Annotated in this window: 19 protein-coding genes; 3 read left to right on the forward strand and 16 right to left on the reverse strand. The window is 40.4% G+C overall.

The annotated features are described in order from the left end of the window. Positions 1 to 113: 113 nt before the first annotated feature. The 16 genes from ptsP to AC1DOK_RS17210 all read right to left on the reverse strand — a co-directional run bounded on the left by ptsP (position 114) and on the right by AC1DOK_RS17210 (position 14,484). Positions 114 to 1,844 (reverse strand): phosphoenolpyruvate--protein phosphotransferase, encoded by a 1,731-nt coding sequence (gene ptsP / locus AC1DOK_RS17135; RefSeq protein WP_477555520.1) that lies wholly within the window; start codon positions 1,842 to 1,844, stop codon positions 114 to 116. Continuing rightward, a complete protein-coding gene (locus tag AC1DOK_RS17140; protein WP_477555521.1) occupies positions 1,844 to 3,730 on the reverse strand; it encodes a glucose PTS transporter subunit IIA in 1,887 nt (628 codons plus the stop codon). The genes ptsP and AC1DOK_RS17140 overlap by 1 nt, the downstream gene beginning before the upstream one ends. 148 nt (positions 3,731 to 3,878) lie before the next feature. Beyond that, on the reverse strand, positions 3,879 to 4,202 hold the full coding sequence (locus tag AC1DOK_RS17145) for a spore coat protein (protein ID WP_477555522.1): 324 nt from the start codon (positions 4,200 to 4,202) through the stop codon (positions 3,879 to 3,881). 22 nt (positions 4,203 to 4,224) lie between these two features. Further along, on the reverse strand, positions 4,225 to 4,449 hold the full coding sequence (locus AC1DOK_RS17150; protein WP_477555523.1) for a hypothetical protein: 225 nt from the start codon (positions 4,447 to 4,449) through the stop codon (positions 4,225 to 4,227). Positions 4,450 to 4,483: 34 nt separating this feature from the next. After that, on the reverse strand, positions 4,484 to 4,681 hold the full coding sequence (locus AC1DOK_RS17155) for a hypothetical protein (protein ID WP_477555524.1): 198 nt from the start codon (positions 4,679 to 4,681) through the stop codon (positions 4,484 to 4,486). Positions 4,682 to 4,884: 203 nt separating this feature from the next. Next, positions 4,885 to 5,310 carry a CoA-binding protein gene (locus tag AC1DOK_RS17160; protein WP_477555525.1) on the reverse strand — a complete coding sequence of 142 codons (426 nt, stop codon included), beginning with the start codon at positions 5,308 to 5,310 and terminating at the stop codon, positions 4,885 to 4,887. 3 nt (positions 5,311 to 5,313) lie between these two features. Beyond that, complete coding sequence (locus tag AC1DOK_RS17165; RefSeq protein WP_477555526.1) at positions 5,314 to 6,138, reverse strand: C39 family peptidase; 825 nt, start codon at positions 6,136 to 6,138, stop codon at positions 5,314 to 5,316. After that, a complete protein-coding gene (gene aroA, locus AC1DOK_RS17170; RefSeq protein WP_477555527.1) occupies positions 6,135 to 7,430 on the reverse strand; it encodes a 3-phosphoshikimate 1-carboxyvinyltransferase in 1,296 nt (431 codons plus the stop codon). Before aroA ends, AC1DOK_RS17165 begins: the two co-directional genes overlap by 4 nt. 25 nt (positions 7,431 to 7,455) lie before the next feature. Continuing rightward, on the reverse strand, positions 7,456 to 7,821 hold the full coding sequence (gene crcB, locus AC1DOK_RS17175) for a fluoride efflux transporter CrcB (RefSeq protein WP_477555528.1): 366 nt from the start codon (positions 7,819 to 7,821) through the stop codon (positions 7,456 to 7,458). Continuing rightward, a complete protein-coding gene (gene crcB, locus AC1DOK_RS17180) occupies positions 7,814 to 8,206 on the reverse strand; it encodes a fluoride efflux transporter CrcB (RefSeq protein WP_477555529.1) in 393 nt (130 codons plus the stop codon). Before crcB (AC1DOK_RS17180) ends, crcB (AC1DOK_RS17175) begins: the two co-directional genes overlap by 8 nt. Positions 8,207 to 8,218: 12 nt before the next feature. Next, positions 8,219 to 8,734: a shikimate kinase gene (locus AC1DOK_RS17185; RefSeq protein WP_477555530.1), complete on the reverse strand. Its 516-nt coding sequence runs from the start codon at positions 8,732 to 8,734 to the stop codon at positions 8,219 to 8,221. Between the two features lie 160 nt (positions 8,735 to 8,894). Further along, a complete protein-coding gene (gndA, locus tag AC1DOK_RS17190) occupies positions 8,895 to 10,307 on the reverse strand; it encodes an NADP-dependent phosphogluconate dehydrogenase (protein ID WP_477555531.1) in 1,413 nt (470 codons plus the stop codon). A 103-nt stretch (positions 10,308 to 10,410) separates the two neighbouring features. Continuing rightward, positions 10,411 to 11,007 (reverse strand): hypothetical protein, encoded by a 597-nt coding sequence (locus tag AC1DOK_RS17195; RefSeq protein ID WP_477555532.1) that lies wholly within the window; start codon positions 11,005 to 11,007, stop codon positions 10,411 to 10,413. Positions 11,008 to 11,219: 212 nt separating this feature from the next. Next, positions 11,220 to 12,362, reverse strand: a complete 1,143-nt coding sequence (locus tag AC1DOK_RS17200) for an ABC transporter permease (protein WP_477555533.1) — start codon at positions 12,360 to 12,362, stop codon at positions 11,220 to 11,222. Then, positions 12,362 to 13,537: an ABC transporter permease gene (locus AC1DOK_RS17205; RefSeq protein ID WP_477555534.1), complete on the reverse strand. Its 1,176-nt coding sequence runs from the start codon at positions 13,535 to 13,537 to the stop codon at positions 12,362 to 12,364. Before AC1DOK_RS17205 ends, AC1DOK_RS17200 begins: the two co-directional genes overlap by 1 nt. Positions 13,538 to 13,548: 11 nt before the next feature. Beyond that, complete coding sequence (locus AC1DOK_RS17210; protein ID WP_477555535.1) at positions 13,549 to 14,484, reverse strand: ABC transporter ATP-binding protein; 936 nt, start codon at positions 14,482 to 14,484, stop codon at positions 13,549 to 13,551. Positions 14,485 to 14,800: 316 nt separating this feature from the next. On the opposite strand from AC1DOK_RS17210, the gene AC1DOK_RS17215 reads away from it, so the two are divergent. The 3 genes from AC1DOK_RS17215 to AC1DOK_RS17225 are packed head-to-tail and all read left to right on the forward strand — an operon-like array spanning position 14,801 to position 17,134. Further along, on the forward strand, positions 14,801 to 15,823 hold the full coding sequence (locus AC1DOK_RS17215; RefSeq protein ID WP_477555536.1) for a sensor histidine kinase: 1,023 nt from the start codon (positions 14,801 to 14,803) through the stop codon (positions 15,821 to 15,823). Between the two features lie 3 nt (positions 15,824 to 15,826). After that, positions 15,827 to 16,477: a response regulator transcription factor gene (locus AC1DOK_RS17220; RefSeq protein ID WP_477555537.1), complete on the forward strand. Its 651-nt coding sequence runs from the start codon at positions 15,827 to 15,829 to the stop codon at positions 16,475 to 16,477. A 30-nt stretch (positions 16,478 to 16,507) separates the two neighbouring features. Continuing rightward, a complete protein-coding gene (locus tag AC1DOK_RS17225) occupies positions 16,508 to 17,134 on the forward strand; it encodes a YktB family protein (RefSeq protein ID WP_477555538.1) in 627 nt (208 codons plus the stop codon). Positions 17,135 to 17,368 lie beyond the last annotated feature (234 nt).

A 17,368-nucleotide genomic window follows, 5' to 3' on the forward strand; every position in this document is an offset into this window, starting at 1 on the left:
ATAAGAACCAGGTTCAACGTCCTTTTTGAAAAGTGCATCCCTATTTAATTTCGACTTTAATTTGCATTCTCCTGCCAAGTAATCACTTAATTGACAAAAAGAAACTGTCGGCATTATACCGACAGTCGATCTTTCTTATTTTCGTGCAGCAGCTTCCTAATCTCTTCGCTTGTCGTGCACTTAAGAACGCGGGATAGTAACTCTTTGCATTCATCTGTATCACTTGTAAGTATTTGCTGTTTAACACTTAGGATGGACTGTACGGATACACTAAGCTCTCTAATACCTAATCCGAGCCAGATTGGAAGTGCATTGATATCACCTGCTAACTCCCCACATACCGCAACAGGAATACCTGCGTCTCGTGCAGAATCGACAATGTACTTTAATAAGCGAATGACTGCAGGATGATAAGGCTCATACAAGTGTGCAACCTTCTCATTCATACGATCGACTGCTAATACATATTGAACAAGATCGTTCGTCCCGATTGAGAAAAAGCTTACCTCTTTAGCTAACAAATCGGCAATTAATGCCGCGGAAGGAACCTCGATCATGATGCCAACTTCTATATCTTCGTTAAAGCTTACACCTGCTGCTAATAGTTCAGCCTTGGCTTGTGCGAGCAATTCATTCGCTTGCCTTAACTCCTGTAAGGAAGAGATCATTGGATACATCAGCTTTACGTTGCCATGTGCTCCTGCACGCAAGATTGCTCGTAGCTGTGTCTTGAACAAATCCTTCATATCAAGCGAAATACGAATGGCACGATAACCTAGGGAAGGATTCTCCTCCTCGTCAAGCTGATAGTAATCTAATTGCTTGTCACCACCAATATCCAGCGTGCGAATCACAAGGGGGTGAGACCCTAGCCGCTCGGCTGCTTGCTTATACACGAGGAACTGTTCTTCTTCACTTGGCAATGTATTCCTATCCATAAATAGCACTTCTGTGCGAAATAAACCAACTCCAGCGGCGCCATATTTCATTGCGTCACTTGTCTCTGCTACGGTATTCATATTCGCTTCTAGCTTGATCTCTTGTCCATCCTTCGTAACAGATGGAAGATGCGTTAAGCTCTGAAGATGCTCACGAATTTGCATTAAATCTTTCTTACGCTGCTGATATTTAGCAATTGTCTCAGTATCTGGATTCACGTAGACGCTACCTTCATTACCATCAATAATAAGAAAATCTCCTGTGTGAATCGGTCGAATCAGCTTTCCTTCTAAGCCCAGCACGTAAGGAATCGATAGTGCCCTTGACATAATAGATGTATGTGAATTCATCCCACCCAGCATGGTGACAATACCAAGCACTTGTGAAGGGTCAAGCCTGCCCATTTGAGAAGGAGTTAATTCTTTGGTCACGAGTATATGAAGCTCATCCGTTAGTGGCTCTACGGGCTCTACATCACCAAGTAAATGCTTGAGTAATCGATTACCAACATCTTTAATATCAATTGCTCGTTCCTTCATGTAATCATCATCTATTAAATCAAACATTTCAACAAACTTATCGATGACTTCCTTCACCGCAACTTCAGCTGCCTTGTACTGTCTTTGTATAACAGCTTCTACCTCACTCATGAATACTGGATCTTCAAGGATGGCAAGGTGAGCATCAAAAATATGCGATGATTCCTTACCCACTACATCGATGATATCTTTCTTGATATCCTCTAGCTCATCCTTAGAAGAACGAATACCATTATAAAGCCGCTCAAATTCCTTGGCTAAATCTGTAACATTGATCATTTCCTCCGGAAAATCCCATTCCCATGTTGGTATGACGAATGCCTTACCCATGGCAATGCCTGATGAGGCTCCTATCCCTTTAATCATCAGTTGTTCCCCCTGATTTCTTCTCTATTTTTCAGCACTACAGACATGACCGATTTCTGTCCCTTTTTAACAGTCTTGTAAGGTGCAAAGCTCCAAGATTTAACAATTTTTGAATTCGTGATAACCATCGGTGTTGCAAGTGATGTGCAATGCTTCTTAATTTGATCCAATTGGAATTTAATGAGCAATTGACCTGTTGTAACTACATCTCCTGCTTGCACCTGAGCGTCAAACCAATCCCCAGGTAAATCTGACGTGTTAATTCCAATATGTAAAAGAACCTCAACCCCTTCTTTCGTCTCTATACCTAAAGCATGATGCGTAGGATAGACATGAATAATGGTCCCATCAACAGGTGATAGAAGCTCTCCACGATCAGGAATGAACGCTACCCCTCCTCCAACCATTTTACCCGCAAAGATACGATCTGGAACGTCCGAAAGTGGTATCATCTTACCTTGCACAGGTGATTGGAATGTAACAAGCAGCATTTCTTTACGCATCACCTTGGTAATCTCTTCTCGAATCAGTTCAGAATAAGTACCAAATACAACTTGTACGTTACCTCCACCAAGCCGAATAACGCCAACTGCACCAAGATTGCGCAGCGCACTCGTATCCATTAGCTTAACATTATTAAGTGTTAATCTTAAGCGAGTTATACAGGCATCAATTTTGGATATATTCTCTTTACCACCTAGAGCTTGCACAACAAGCGGAGCTCTTGATGGTATATCATCAGCCCAATCCTCTAAATGTGACCCTTCCTCACGTCCAGGAGTAGGAATACGGAATTTCCGAATCGCCCAGCGAAACATGAGATAGTATACAGCACCATACAGGAGACCGATTGGCAATAAGAGGAGTGCATTTTTGGATAAATGAAAGTTAAGCAAATAATCTATGGCACCCGCGGAATAGGAATACCCATGATGAATATCAAGTGCAGTTGCAATCCACATCGACAAGCCCGATAATATCGCATGAAGAAAGAACAAATACGGTGCAACAAACAAAAAAGCGAACTCAATCGGTTCGGTTACACCCGTTAAGAAGGAAGCAAGTGCAGCGGTTAAGAATGTTGCTCTGATTTTCCCTTTAAGGTCCTCACGTGACTCTCTAATAATCGCAAAGGCAATCGCAGGTAAAGCAAACAACATAATGGGATACAATCCTGCCATGTACATCCCTGCTGTCGGATCACCTTCAAAGAAGCGTGTTAAATCTCCTTGGACGATTAAGCCATTCGAATTCTCATAAGATCCAACCTGAAACATAAACACATTATTCAAAATATGATGAAGGCCTGTAGGAACTAACAACCGAGACATAACACCATATAAGAATGCACCAAATCCGCCCAAATCAAGCATCGCCTGTCCGATATGCAATAACCACGCTAGAACAGGTCGCCCGATCCATATCGTCAGATAGGAGAAAGCGATTGAGGCTATTCCAGTAAAGATCGGAACGATTCTAGGGCCACCAAAAAATTGAATATACTCTGGGAATTTGATCGATTTAAAACGATTATGAATGATAGCAGTAATAACACCCATCAAAATACCACCAACTACACCAAGCTGAAATTCAGGACCAAGTACGCTCTGAGTAAGTTCGATGTAAAGATAATATCCGAGGAGTGCAGACATTCCTGCAATTGCAGCAGCCTCTGTCAGACCTAAAGCAACACCAACAGCAAATAAATAAGGTAAGTATGTAAAAATAGTTTGCCCAGCCAATGTGAGAACATCACCAAATGAATCAGCATGGATCACTTCCCATGGCCATGTCCCTAGAAAAAGAAGAACAGCCGCTAGCGGTAATGCAATCGTGGGCAACATTAATGATCGGCCTAGCTGTTGCAGAAATCCTATCCAATTCACTACGACTATAACCCCCTCTCTACACCAAATGGTAATCCCTCATGCTAGGTTTGTCAAAGTAAACTATTAGAATTAATTTCATATTTAATCCGCCTAAACAGCAAAAGTCCTGATTCATAAGAATCAAGACTTCCTACTCAGCTTCTATTTAATTTGGAAACTGCGTCTTGTAGCCACTAAACTGTTGATGTGCTTGCTGTATCTCAGTTTGCTCAGCTGCTTTCATTTTGTACCAGCCTTTTTGGAACATCAGATCAAATAACGCAGATTGCGATTTATGCACATCGATCAAGATATCCTGAATCGCTTGATGAAGTCTAGGCATTTGCATTTCACTTAGGCCAGTGTTATAACCGTCGGTTAAGTACTTTTCGTAAGCGAGAATATCATTAATTAAATCGCGATCATTAATCTCAGGACCTTTAACCTGAGGTAACTGACCTGTTTGAGGCATAGCAATTTCTGTCGGCATCCCGGTACCTCCTCATCATTCATTATTGTAAGAAAGATAGAATTGTTTGATACTGCTGCTGGTGTTTGTGTCCTGTTGCCCTTATAAGATCTGCAATTTGTACATCCTGACAGCGATTTGCTGCATCATTGCATTTTTTGATTGCGAGTAATTCCCAGGACAAATAATCTTTCACATAGGTTAATTCTTTGCCCGTCAACTGATTCCGATTAGATGTTGTTGATGTATTAGCTTGATTACCACTCATTTAGAAGATTTCACTCCTTCACCTTGGATTCCAACTAAAAGGAATATTGATTTGATTGATCTTGCCCTGCTCTAAATTCATCACTGGCTTCTTCCATCAAACTATGATCATTGGGCAAAATTAATCCTGTCGCTACAGCTGACATTGACGAGCCGAGAACAGATGTTATTGGCAAGAAATCAGCAGCTAGATTAGGAGCAGTATTCTTCTCTAAGTCCTCGTATGTCGCCATTCGTATCATGATCCTCCTTGTGAATTATTGTTTATAGTCTCTGTAGTCTGAGCCAAAAATATGTACAAGAAGACTTAATCAATCTATATCATGTCGAAATGAATCTCCTTCACTATTTAAACATGGATAAAAAAACAAAATGGTGGTACAAGAATAAGCTTCCTGCACCACCTCTTTAATGTTATACGCATTATTAATGCTTCTTATTTGCCTCTCAGCTGTAGCACCGCATCTTCTACTTTAATACAGCGATCCATAATCACCGTTAGACCCGCTTCTGAGGCGATTCTGGCTGCTTCTTCATTTACGATACCAAGCTGAAGCCAGAATACTTTGGCATTAATCTTAACTGCTTGCTCTGCAAATGGGACAACTTCCTCAGCACGGCGGAATACATTCACAATATCAACTTGTTCTGGAATATCTAATAAGGACTTATAGCATACTTCACCGAGAATTTCTGTTTTACCAGGATTCACAGGAATGATACGATATCCACGGGCTTGCATGGCTTTGGCAACCATATGAGAAGTTCGATCTGGATTATCGGACAAGCCAACAACTGCAATATTACCCGCAGATGCAAGAATTTCCTTAATTTGTTCTCGTGGTGGATTTTCAAAACTCATTCTTTATCCCTCCTTATTATAGGACAACCCTTGCTTACCTAATGCAACCCATGTTGCGATAAATTCATTCTTCTTCAATTGTCTAGCTTCTTGACCAGTCGCTGGATCATTAACATATACATATTCTTCATCATAGCCAACTAGTAGCACCGCATGTTCCTTAAATGTTGTCTTCACTTGACCGAGTGGAGAGTCCCATACTACCCATTTCTGTGGCACTTTAAAATCGATCGTCGTCCAGACAAGCACAGGAATCCCTTTGGCGAGCTGTTCTTCGTATTTATCAAACGATTGGCGTGTTAGGTCAATCGCTGATGGAATGTAGCTTTTAAGCAAGGGGAACAATCCTTCATGAAAAATCGCGAATCCTTTGGCACGCGGAGTCGCATCACCAACATACCCCGCATTCGGATTTCCCCAATATTTAATATTCCCATTATTATCCCACTGAATCGGTGTTGGATCTTTAGGCATTTCTTCATAAAGTTCTAGTTTTGTTTTGGTGAATCCCGCATGCCCTAGCATCATAGCGAGTGACGTTATTTCACATCCTGCAGGCAACTCTGGATGTTGATGTATAGCTGGTGCCTTCAATAGAACTGAAAGGGGCTTCTCTACCGGTGCTGGAGTTACTGTTGGAACTGGCTTTGGCGCCACTGTCTGAGCTGACTCGGAAGCTATTTGACTAGGATTAAAAGATACGGCATGTCCCCAAGTTTCCTTTATTTTACCAAATAATAAATAGGCAAGGACCGTGCTAGTTACCACCAAAGAAATAATAAGTATGAAAGCAAAGCTCACCTTCAAACCCTTCCACAAAACCGTCATTCTTCAATCAGCTCGATCTGCGCACCTAAAGCCTTTAAATGATCAAAATACCCAGGATACGATTTAGCTACATGATGGGCATCATGTATCGTTAATCCTTGAGCACTTCGTAATCCAACAACGGTTAGTGCCATAATTACACGGTGATCATAATGAGCATTAATTTCCACTCCACCCTCTACACCTTCAGGACGTCCGTGTACAATAATTTCACTTTGACGTTCTTCTACTCTTGCACCTGCTTTGCGTAACTCGTTGAGATAATCTGTAATCCGGTCACATTCCTTGTAACGCAAATTCTCAACATTATAGAATCTAGATGTACCTTCAGCAAATACAGCAGCTGCAACCATAGCTAGTACTGCATCGGTGAAGTCATCTCCATCAAATTCGCCTGCAATCATCGGCTTACCACCACGCACATGAACTACGCTGTCTTGGTGTGTTAAATCAACACCCATTGCGCGAAGTACATCGACACATGCCCGTTCACCTTGCTTGGATTTCTCGAACAAACGTAATACTTTTACATCAGAATCAACTACTGCAGCCGCAGCTAATATTGCTGCTGACCCCGGATAATCACCCTGAACAACATAGTCTCTAGGCTGATATTGCTGTCTACCCGGAATACGGTAATGCATTAAGTCGTCAGATGCATGAATAACAATACCCGCTTCTTCAAGTACTTCTAGCGTCTGTCCAATGACGACCTTGGATTTAAGATCATCCAGCACCTGAATTTCAGTATCTTCTTGTAATAGTGGAGTCAGAAATAATAAAGAACTTAAGAATTGCGATGATACATGACCTGATACTGTCAGAAGTCCACCTCGAGGCTGTCCACCGCGAATCGTAATAGGTAATCTACCATTCTGATGTTCTACAGAAACACCCATCTGTTCTAACGTATTAATCAAATCCTGATGCGGACGTTTACCAAGTGAATCCGGATATGTATTAACAAAGGTTACTTCTGGTAGAAGAGATGCAGTACCCATTAGAAAGCGTAATACTGCTCCAGCATTACCTACATTCAGTTCCTTAATAGCCTTCGGATGACTTCCGAAGCCACGAATGGTCATCTTCTCTTCATCCTCTTGAAGCTCAGCCCCAAGATCAATCAGACAACGTCTCATCGCATCGCTATCCTCACTGTGTGCTGGATAATGAATTGTGCTTATCCCATCTGCAAGCGCACTTACAAGCAAATAGCGTGTCGTGTAATTCTTGGATGAAAGTGCATTAATTTCCCCTTGTAAATGTTGAGTCTTCGTAACAATCGCTTTCATATATTAATTCTCTCCTCGTTGTATATTAACGAACGACTATATATCCGATAAATGCGAACATAATGCCAAGTATGTAAGTTAATGCGTAATACACAATTAAGTAGTTCCATTTACCCTTATGTAACAGTTTAAATCCTTCTATTGTAAAAGTAGAGAATGTTGTAAAAGCACCTAAGAAACCAGTTCCTATAAGGAGTTTCATAGAACTTGAACAATCACTCCCGATCAATAATCCAAGGGCAAATGAGCCAGCAAGGTTTACTGTCAGTGTACCATATGGCAGAGCACTTGGAAATGATTTGCTGATTGTTGTCGAAATAATATAACGAGCAATCGCTCCAAGAAATCCACCTAAACATACTAGTAATACAGAATACAGAACATTAGCCATGAGATGCTTCACCTCTTCGTTTACCAAGCATAGCAAGCTCATAACCTAGCCAAGCAAACATCATCCCACCTAACAGACTAGCAAGCACATAAGTAAAAGCCATTATAACCTTATCTGCTTCAAGCAGCAGTATGGTTTCCACGCTAAATGTTGAGAATGTTGTAAATGCTCCAATAAATCCTGTCGTAATCATTAGCTTCACTTGTGTTGATAAGCGTTTCATTGCAGCAAAGGTGAAATAACTAAGTAATAAACAACCGATCAGGTTACACAGAAGCGTCCCCCAAGGAAATACAGTATCATTCGAAGAAAGCAAGTCCGATATTAACATTCTACTTAACGCGCCTAATGATCCTGCGATCCCAATATAGAGATAAGAGACCATTGTCAATTCTCCTTATTCAATCAGCTTCATAATCTGTGCAGCAATTTCTTCAGAACTACACTGTTCGGTATCTATGATAAGTGGTGCAAAATCATACACACCTCGCCGCTGCTCCATCATCGTATGTACACGTTCTGCTAGATCTCCTTGTAGCAGTGGTCGATCTGGATTGCCTTGCACTCTTTCTATAATAGCTTCTGCTGAAGCAACTAAAGCTATGACTAATCCATTCTGAAGCATATGTTCACGATTACGTTCAAGCAATACTGCGCCACCGCCCATGGATACCACTTGCTTGCTGTCATTCATCACCTGCTCAATAACTTCACTTTCCACTTTGCGAAAATAGGCCTCACCATGTTCACGGAAAATTTCGGGTATCGACTGCTGCTCTCTGCTTTCAATCTGAGCATCTGTATCCATAAACGACCACGATAAAGACCTCGCTAGCTTCTTACCAACTGTTGACTTACCTGTTCCCATGAAACCAACCAGCACGATATTGCGAATACTTTCCTTGCTGTACATGAATTCTACCTCACTTTATGTCAAAACTTCCCCATATAATAACACAGGAAACCTGTCGATGATACGGTATAAAAGTAATAAAAAGTGGCAGAGAAGCACCCAATTTTACTGGATACTTCTCTGCCACACTTTTAGACCACTTTATTTCTTTATCTATAAATTAATTATCTAACCAGTTATAGTGGAATACGCCTTCTTTGTCTACACGTTTAAACGTGTGAGCGCCAAAGTAGTCACGCTGAGCTTGCAACAGATTCGCTGGTAAACGTTCTGTACGATATGAATCATAGTATGCAAGTGCAGATGCGAACGCAGGAACAGGAATACCGCGTGTAACAGCCGTAGCAACAACTTCTCTCCAAGCGCCCTGATAATTTTCAACAATACCTTGGAAATAAGAATCAAGCAGCAAGTTTTTAAGATCAGCATCACGATCGTATGCTTCTTTAATATTTTGCAGGAACTGTGCTCTAATAATACAACCACCACGGAAAATCATAGCAATTGCGCCATAGTTCAGGTTCCAATTGTACTCTTCAGAAGCTGCTCTCATTTGAGCGAAGCCTTGTGCATAAGAGCAAATCTTGCTCGCATATAATGCCTTACGAACGGCTTCAATGAACGCCGCACGGTCGCCTTGATAGTTGCCAACAACAGGACCGCGTAGTGTCTTAGAAGCAGCTACACGCTCGTCCTTCATTGCGGAAATAAAACGAGAGAACACGGATTCCGTAATAATGGAAAGAGGAACACCAAGATCAAGTGCGCTTTGGCTTGTCCACTTGCCAGTACCCTTCTGCCCTGCGGAATCAAGAATAACGTCAACCATAGGTTTGCCTGTTTCCGGATCATATTTAGTGAAGATATCTCTTGTAATTTCGATGAGATAGGAGTCAAGCTCGCCAGAATTCCATTCAGTGAAGATCTCATGTAATTCTTCAGCACTTACCCCAAGCACATCTTTCAGTAACTGGTAAGCTTCACAAATAAGCTGCATATCGCCATACTCGATACCGTTATGCACCATTTTAACATAATGTCCCGCTCCATCTGGTCCAATATATGTACAACAAGCATCGTCGCCTACTTTTGCAGAAATCGCTGTAAGAATTGGCTCAACTAGCTCGTAAGCATCCTTCTGACCACCTGGCATGATCGCAGGTCCTTTAAGAGCACCTTCTTCTCCACCAGAAACACCAGTTCCAATAAAGCGGAAGCCCTTCTCCTGCAAATCTTTGTTACGACGAACAGTATCAGGGAAATATGCATTACCACCATCGATTAGAATGTCCCCTTGGTCTAGCAATGGAACAAGCTGCTCAATAACTGCATCTGTTGGTTTGCCCGCTTGTACCATAATTAAAATTTTACGAGGAGTTTCTAGTGATGCTACGAATTCCTCCATTGTAAATGTACCAACTAATTGTTTGCCTTCCGCTTCCGCTAACAACTCTTTCGTCTTTTCAGGCGAACGATTGTAGACAGATACGGTAAAACCTCTACTTTCAATGTTAAGTGCTAAGTTTTTGCCCATTACAGCTAAACCAATAACACCAATTTGTTGTTTTGACATAAGATTCTGCACCCTACCTTCCTAAGCTGTACCTCTATTTATATCTTCTTACAAATGATAAGCTTTTGCGCAAACAAATGTCAATTTCAAAACAAATAATTTATCACATTTCGAGTAAAAGCATCTCTTGTCTTAATAGAGACAGCCTCTTTTTACTTGCCGCTATGGATTTCTGATCGCTCGATTGAATTGCATCACTGAGTGTAGCAAGCTCATAATCAAGTTCAAGCCTAAGCACCGGAATTCGTTCATCAATTCTTGTCGAGCGAAATGCGCTAACCATCTCATCAATTGAAATAGGCGATTCCTTTTGAAATAATATACGATGCTCAAATCCGGTAATTTCAACCATTCGAATTGTTTCACCAAACATAATATTCTCAATTAAGATTTGCCTGTCACGGAATCTTTTGACAATGGCATGGCCCCGTGTATCACAAATCATTTTCTCCATAATATCCATTAGCTTCTCATCTTTAAACGAATAATTCCCAACGATTTTATAGCGTTGACCGATTCGTTCAAATTTAAGCTTAACAAGTTTGCGTCCAATACGGATTGAAATGATAAATTGTCCATCCATCTCACTCCAATACAAAGAATAGCCTTCCCGAATTAAAGATTTGATAAAATTCCGAATGTGAGGACGTTCAAAACGAATTTCCAAGTTACAATACTCAACTTCATTATTCTTACTCATCACAATCCCCCATTTCACTACCTCTGATTAGACAACTTATCCGATTAAGATATCTTATTAAGAATCATATGTATTCGTAACTTGGTCTTTGACATTTAATTGAAATAAAGTGTGAGTTTTAAATTTTTTTGGATGCAAAAAAGCCGTTCTAATGAAGAAAATACATTCTCCAAAAGAACAGCTAGTGATATACCTATACAATTGTATTTATATTACATAGCCTCGCGTTTAGTCGGTTTAAGTAAAGCTGAGCCAATACCTAGCAGGATAATCGCGAACAAGCCAAGTACGCCTATATGGAGCCCAACCTGTGTAATATCAGCTCCGGAAGCTAACTTCTCCATCGCATCAAGCGCCCATTTTTGTGGAATGAAGTTAGAGATCTGCTGCATGTAGGTTTCCATCACCGATACGGGCCAGTAACATCCTCCAAGCATACAAGTCGGAAAAATGATCACTCCCATGAGCATAGAAAGTTGTCTTTGACTCTGAACAATCGATCCAATTGCTGTGCCGATTCCAATTGCGACAAACAGGAACATTTCTGTTATAGCTAGATGTGACCAGAAGGATATTTTCATTTCCAGTCCCATTAAATAATGAATCAGTACTAAGATTAACGTTACTTGAATCGTACCGATCGCTAAACTGCCGATGAAATTCCCTAATGCGATTTCGTGTGCCCGTATTGGCGCAGTATACATGCGTGACATTGTGTACTGATGTCGATCCTCAAGGATCAATGACACAGTAGATGATACCGTTAGAAGCATGAACATGATAAGCAAGCCCATTGCAACACGAAATGAAGGAGATATATACCATTCGTGGTCGGTTACAGTAGCTGATACATGCTGTTTCTGTTGTAAGAGTAGGATCTCATGAACAGCATCTTTCAACGCTTGATCCTGAAGTCCTGCACTCTTCGTTGTGAGCACTGCCGTCTGTATATCTTGCAGAAGTTTATTCAAGGCTAGATTCAGTGAAACGGATGCCTCTGATACTTTTAATTCTAGCCATTCAACAGACTCTATGTTACCGCTAAGAATTCCTTCACTAAAATGACTTGGCAAAATGAATCCAGCACTTGCTTGTAACTTTATGATGTTCTCATTTAGTTCAGCTCGAGATACAACTTCTTTGAGTGTATATTTACTACCAAGATCTTGCAGCACATAATCACTAAGTTCACCTTGATCCTGATTTAGATAAGTAATGGTGGACTGATCAGGGATATTCAGCTGTGCCATAATGAAAGCTACGATAACGGCTGGAAGAAGTAATGTGATAACTAGATTCTTCTTACTTCCAATGAACCGTTTAATGAAATTACCCGCAATAATAAAGCTATTCATTATGAGACCACCTTTCTATAGGCAACAACCGAGATGAACATGAGCCCTGCACCTATCAAACCGAGAACAGTAACCTGCTGCATAATAATTCCTGCATCACTATTTAGCATAATCCGCAGCATACCCTGCATCCCCCAATACGATATGGTGAACTGACTCACTGATTCGAGGCCACCAATGGGAGCAAATCCACCACTAAGCGCTGTCATGACGATAACAATAATCTGGAAGGTCGAATGCACTGTTTTGGTCGTCTTAGCTTTGAGCAAGATAACCATACCAAGCCCCATTGCTGAAAGAATAATGAGAAAACAAGTTAACGCGAGTATTCCCCACATATCGCCCCACTCAACACCATAGAACAGATTCGTTATACTAATGATGATGATTGCCTGCATAAAAGCGATTATTGAATTTCCTAAGATTTTGCCGAACACGACGGTTCCTGAACGAATAGGTAAAGACTGCAAGCGTTGCAACGTATAATTCTCCCTCTCTACCATGATAGAGACAGCAGCATCTCTACCTGTGTAAAGCAAGAACATAATTAAGATCGATACCGAATAGTACTGAAAAGCTGAATACAGATTATCTCCATCTTGACTAAGCTTTCCTGTGATAAGTAACGGCGCCTCTATACTCTGCGTATTCACAGAAACCTCTGTAGCAGCTACAGCAACCTGCTGTGTACCAAGGGTCTTAGCAACCGATTGAGATAAATTGACCTGATCAAGGAAAGATTGAAATAATGTTTTGGCGATTGTATTCTGGCTATAATCATTGCCCATAATAAATTCCCATTGACCTGTATTCCCTAATAACACACCTTCACTAAATCCGCTAGGAATGACAACCCCAAATTGGATTAGACCATTACGAATATCTTGTTCCAATTGTTCACGTGAATCTACGGTTTGCAGTTCGACGAGTTTATTCACTTCAGGCTCTTGGATAAAATCATCTAAGCGACTGCTTAATTGCCCTCGATCATTGTCTTGTAGGCCAACCTTAACTTTATCAAGCGGTCTTGCTTTTGTTTCAAAGTTGCCTAAACCAGATAGTGAGGAGCCTAATATAAAAATCAATACAAGTGGCATCGCGAAGGTCGCCATTAAAGAAGGTATTGATTTGAACTGTCGTTTGATTTCGGTAAATGCAATAAGCAATAAGTTCATCGACTTTTCTCCTAATCTCTCAAATTACGTCCTGTTAACGTTAAGAATAGAAATTCTAAATCAGGCTCAACCCGGGTCAAAGAATGAATAGCCACATGATTCTTCGATAAAATAAACAAAATATCTTGCAAATCAACCCCTCCTTTATGGAGATAAATTTCAATCGTTGATTCACTCGTTGTGACTTGCTTAATAGGTGCATATTGCTTAAGCTCTTGCACGGCTCCACTCTTCTCACCAGATACTTGAAGGACTAGCTTCTCCTCTTGCGAGAGTTGATTACGAAGCTCTTCATGCGTACCGCAAGCAATTAATCTCCCCTGATCCATAATGCCCACGCGTGAGCAGATGGCTGAAATCTCTTCCATATAATGACTTGTATAAATGATTGTTGAGCCTAAGCGATTAAGCTCTTTTACCGAATCAAGGATGTGATTACGCGACTGGGGATCAATGCCAACCGTTGGTTCATCCATGATGATTAGCTTAGGTTGATGTGTAATTGCACAGGCAATATTCAGACGTCTCTTCATGCCGCCAGAGAAAGACTTCGGCTGATCCTTGGCCTTATCCGCTAATCCAACAAATTCCAAGGATGACTCTACCCGATTTTGCAATTCTTTTCCGCGAAGACCATACAATCTTGCAAAAAACGCTACATTTTCTTTTGCACTTAAATTCTCGTAAATGGCTAAATCTTGGGGAACAAGACCGATTTGCCTCTTAACTTCAAGCGTCTTATGTTGAACCGATAAGGCATTCACACTCATCTCACCATGATCAGGAGCAAGTAAACCAGTTAGCATCTTGATTGTCGTACTTTTACCCGCTCCATTCGGACCGAGTAATCCAAAAATTTCTCCTCTTTCGACCGACAAATTCAAATGGTCAACAGTAACCTTATCGTTATATTTCTTCACAACATCTTTAATTTGTATGAAGCTCATCATTTCAGCCTTCTTCCTTTTCTAATTACTCTGATAATTATATTGTAAATCTAGTAGGTTGAATTAACAGGTGGATTAGGTCATAAACTTCATATGACTTTAGTCACCTGTTGTAGTTAACAATGTGCGAAGAGTTTACAAATCTATGTTATAATTTGGTTGTTTATAAATACCTAGGGGGCGCATTTGTCTGAATAGCGTGTTCTTCAATATCCGTTATGCTTTAATTATAATTCCTGCAATTGCCTCTATGTATCTTGAAAATTTTCAACCTATTGGATGGTATATTTTTCACATTCTACTCTTGCTTTGCCTTTTGGAATTGCGAAGAAATATCAGCTTCTTAAATACTTCTATTCTAGTGATCGGCATTGAAATTGGTTATCTAACATGGATCGCTATCACTTATGAGGGCTTTCTTTATTGTGCATTTTATTCGATTCTATTTGCCAATTATAACCTTCGTCCCCTCGTGCATCGTATCAGTTCCTATATACTAGGTTTAGTAGGTTTAAATGTTGTGATGCTAGAGAGTTCGCATTCTATCACCTTACTCCTAATGGGAGCTAATCTAGCCTATATAATCATTTGCATCCTACTCTATTACATCCAATCTTTGATTAGTGCCAAACTTAATACAGAGCATCTGAACGATCAATTAAGACGGAAGCACTATGAGCTCGATGAGACCCAAAAGCAGTTAGTTGACTTTGCCAAGAAAGTAGAAAATGCAGCACAGCTTGAGGAACGCAATCGAATTTCACGAGAAATTCATGATGAACTAGGCCATAAACTGATAAGATTAAAACTAATGATGGATGCAGCAGTTCGAATTCTGCCTATTCAACCAGAGAAAGGGATGGAAATGATCGAAAGTGTTCGAGCGCAGCTGTCAGACAGTATGGAAATGCTTCGAGCTACTGTTAGAAAATTAAATCCAGGTGTCCAGATACTCCGCTCCTATTCGTTGGAGAAGCTTGTTGATGATGTTCGTAACGACGGACGTTTAACGATCGAATATCAAGTTGAAGGATTGCCATATGCCCCATATCCAAGCATTGAAATCATCTTATTCCGGAATGCTCAGGAAGCGATCACCAATGCAGTTCGTCATGGAGAAGCCAAGGAGATCACGGTTCGCGTGATCTATCAAGCAGATGAAATTATTATGCATATTTCAAATGATGGACTACTACCAGCTCATATAAACAATAAAGGACTCGGAGTAAGCGGTATGGAGGAACGAGTGCAACTTGTCGGGGGTAAACTTCACATTAACCCAGAATTCCCCTTTACCGTAACTACCACCTTGCCATCTGGGCAACAGAGGGGATATTAAGCAATGATACACATACTAATTGTGGATGACGATCCTTACATTCGGGAAAGTCTTAAGCTAATTATCGGGTTAGACCCAGACATAACCGTTGTTGGAACATGTATGAATGGTAATGAAGCGACTGCATTCATTCAGCAACATCCAGTTGAGATCGTATTAATGGATATTCGGATGCCAGAATGTGATGGTGTTGAGGGTACGAGGCTGATTAAGACCATTAATCCGCTCATCAAGGTACTTATTCTGACTACGTTTGATGATGACGAATATATTATCGATGCACTTAGATATGGTGCTAGTGGTTATTTGCTCAAGAATATCCCACCTGATCAAATTATTGATGGTATTAAAACCGTGCATAATGGATCTTTGCTGATACACCCCGATATCGCTAAGAAATTAACTTCATTTATTCAACCGATGGAAGTTCAAGTACCTAAACAAGAATCACTTGAAACCTACGGTTTATCCAAGACAGAGCAAACTATTGTGGTAGAAATTTCCGATGGTTTGTCCAATAAAGAAATAGCTGTTAAATTATATTTAAGTGAAGGTACGATCAAAAACTATATAACTGAGATTTTATCCAAGTTAAATTTACGTGATCGTACACAAATCGCCATTTTTTACTTAAAACATTGCAATATCAAATAATCGTGATTTCATCTCAAAGGACGTGCTCATATGAGTTTTACAGGTTTTACACAATCCGATTTTGATACCTTCTCAATCGATGGTCTTGAACCACGAATGGAAGCTATACGTTCAAGAATTCAGCCCAAATTTCAAGCACTTGGAGAAGAGCTATGTGATGATGTAGCAATGCTTGCTGGGGAAGAAATGTTCGTTCATATTGCCAAGCATGCTCGTCGTAAAACGAATGCTCCCAAAGATACATGGATGGCCATTTGTCATAACAAACGAGGTTATAAGCAGCATCCCCATTTTCAGGTAGGTCTGTTTGATGACCATCTTTTCATCTGGTTCGCTTTGATCTATGAAGCACCCAATAAGCAGGTAATCGCAAGTACAATGCTTAATAATCTCGATGAAGTGATAGAAACTATACCTGCAAACTATGTCATTTCTACTGACCATATGCAGAAACAAGCTACAGCTATTGCTAACTTAGATGAACAAGGATGGCATAATATAATGGTAAGATTCCGTGATGTTAAGAAGGCGGAGCTGCTTGTTGGTCGCCACTTTGCTCCTAATGATCCCTTGTTAGCTGACGGGGAGAAATTCGTACAAATGGTTAAAGAAACCTTCACCACTCTTATGCCATTATATAAACTTGCAAATATGTAATTTACTTGCATCATTTTACTCACAACATAATAGCAATACACTCAACTAGCGATAATTAGTCGCTAGTTTTTTAGTGATACAGAATTTATAACTTTCAGATCACAAATTCTAAGTATCACCTTAAGAAACGCATCCGTCTTTTAAAGACGGTGAAACCGTTGCTTCTTGTCGAAATTTATATCAAATTAATGTGAAATTTAAGTAAAATTAAGCTATTTTGTCAAGACTAGGAAA

The sequence above is a fragment of the Paenibacillus sp. P5_B5 genome (assembly GCF_056400365.1).

What these genes read in the sequence shown, in the direction of transcription:
- aroA (WP_477555527.1), bottom strand. Translation starts at nt 7,430, where the DNA reads ATGAAAGCGATTGTTACGAAGACTCAACATTTACAAGGGGAAATTAAT.
- AC1DOK_RS17195 (WP_477555532.1), bottom strand. Translation starts at nt 11,007, where the DNA reads ATGAGTAAGAATAATGAAGTTGAGTATTGTAACTTGGAAATTCGTTTT.
- AC1DOK_RS17155 (WP_477555524.1), bottom strand. Translation starts at nt 4,681, where the DNA reads ATGGCGACATACGAGGACTTAGAGAAGAATACTGCTCCTAATCTAGCT.
- AC1DOK_RS17185 (WP_477555530.1), bottom strand. Translation starts at nt 8,734, where the DNA reads ATGTACAGCAAGGAAAGTATTCGCAATATCGTGCTGGTTGGTTTCATG.
- AC1DOK_RS17220 (WP_477555537.1), top strand. Translation starts at nt 15,827, where the DNA reads ATGATACACATACTAATTGTGGATGACGATCCTTACATTCGGGAAAGT.
- AC1DOK_RS17145 (WP_477555522.1), bottom strand. Translation starts at nt 4,202, where the DNA reads ATGCCGACAGAAATTGCTATGCCTCAAACAGGTCAGTTACCTCAGGTT.
- AC1DOK_RS17165 (WP_477555526.1), bottom strand. Translation starts at nt 6,138, where the DNA reads ATGACGGTTTTGTGGAAGGGTTTGAAGGTGAGCTTTGCTTTCATACTT.
- AC1DOK_RS17210 (WP_477555535.1), bottom strand. Translation starts at nt 14,484, where the DNA reads ATGAGCTTCATACAAATTAAAGATGTTGTGAAGAAATATAACGATAAG.
- AC1DOK_RS17205 (WP_477555534.1), bottom strand. Translation starts at nt 13,537, where the DNA reads ATGAACTTATTGCTTATTGCATTTACCGAAATCAAACGACAGTTCAAA.
- crcB (WP_477555529.1), bottom strand. Translation starts at nt 8,206, where the DNA reads ATGGTCTCTTATCTCTATATTGGGATCGCAGGATCATTAGGCGCGTTA.
- gndA (WP_477555531.1), bottom strand. Translation starts at nt 10,307, where the DNA reads ATGTCAAAACAACAAATTGGTGTTATTGGTTTAGCTGTAATGGGCAAA.
- AC1DOK_RS17160 (WP_477555525.1), bottom strand. Translation starts at nt 5,310, where the DNA reads ATGAGTTTTGAAAATCCACCACGAGAACAAATTAAGGAAATTCTTGCA.
- AC1DOK_RS17150 (WP_477555523.1), bottom strand. Translation starts at nt 4,449, where the DNA reads ATGAGTGGTAATCAAGCTAATACATCAACAACATCTAATCGGAATCAG.
- AC1DOK_RS17200 (WP_477555533.1), bottom strand. Translation starts at nt 12,362, where the DNA reads ATGAATAGCTTTATTATTGCGGGTAATTTCATTAAACGGTTCATTGGA.
- ptsP (WP_477555520.1), bottom strand. Translation starts at nt 1,844, where the DNA reads ATGATTAAAGGGATAGGAGCCTCATCAGGCATTGCCATGGGTAAGGCA.
- crcB (WP_477555528.1), bottom strand. Translation starts at nt 7,821, where the DNA reads ATGGCTAATGTTCTGTATTCTGTATTACTAGTATGTTTAGGTGGATTT.
- AC1DOK_RS17225 (WP_477555538.1), top strand. Translation starts at nt 16,508, where the DNA reads ATGAGTTTTACAGGTTTTACACAATCCGATTTTGATACCTTCTCAATC.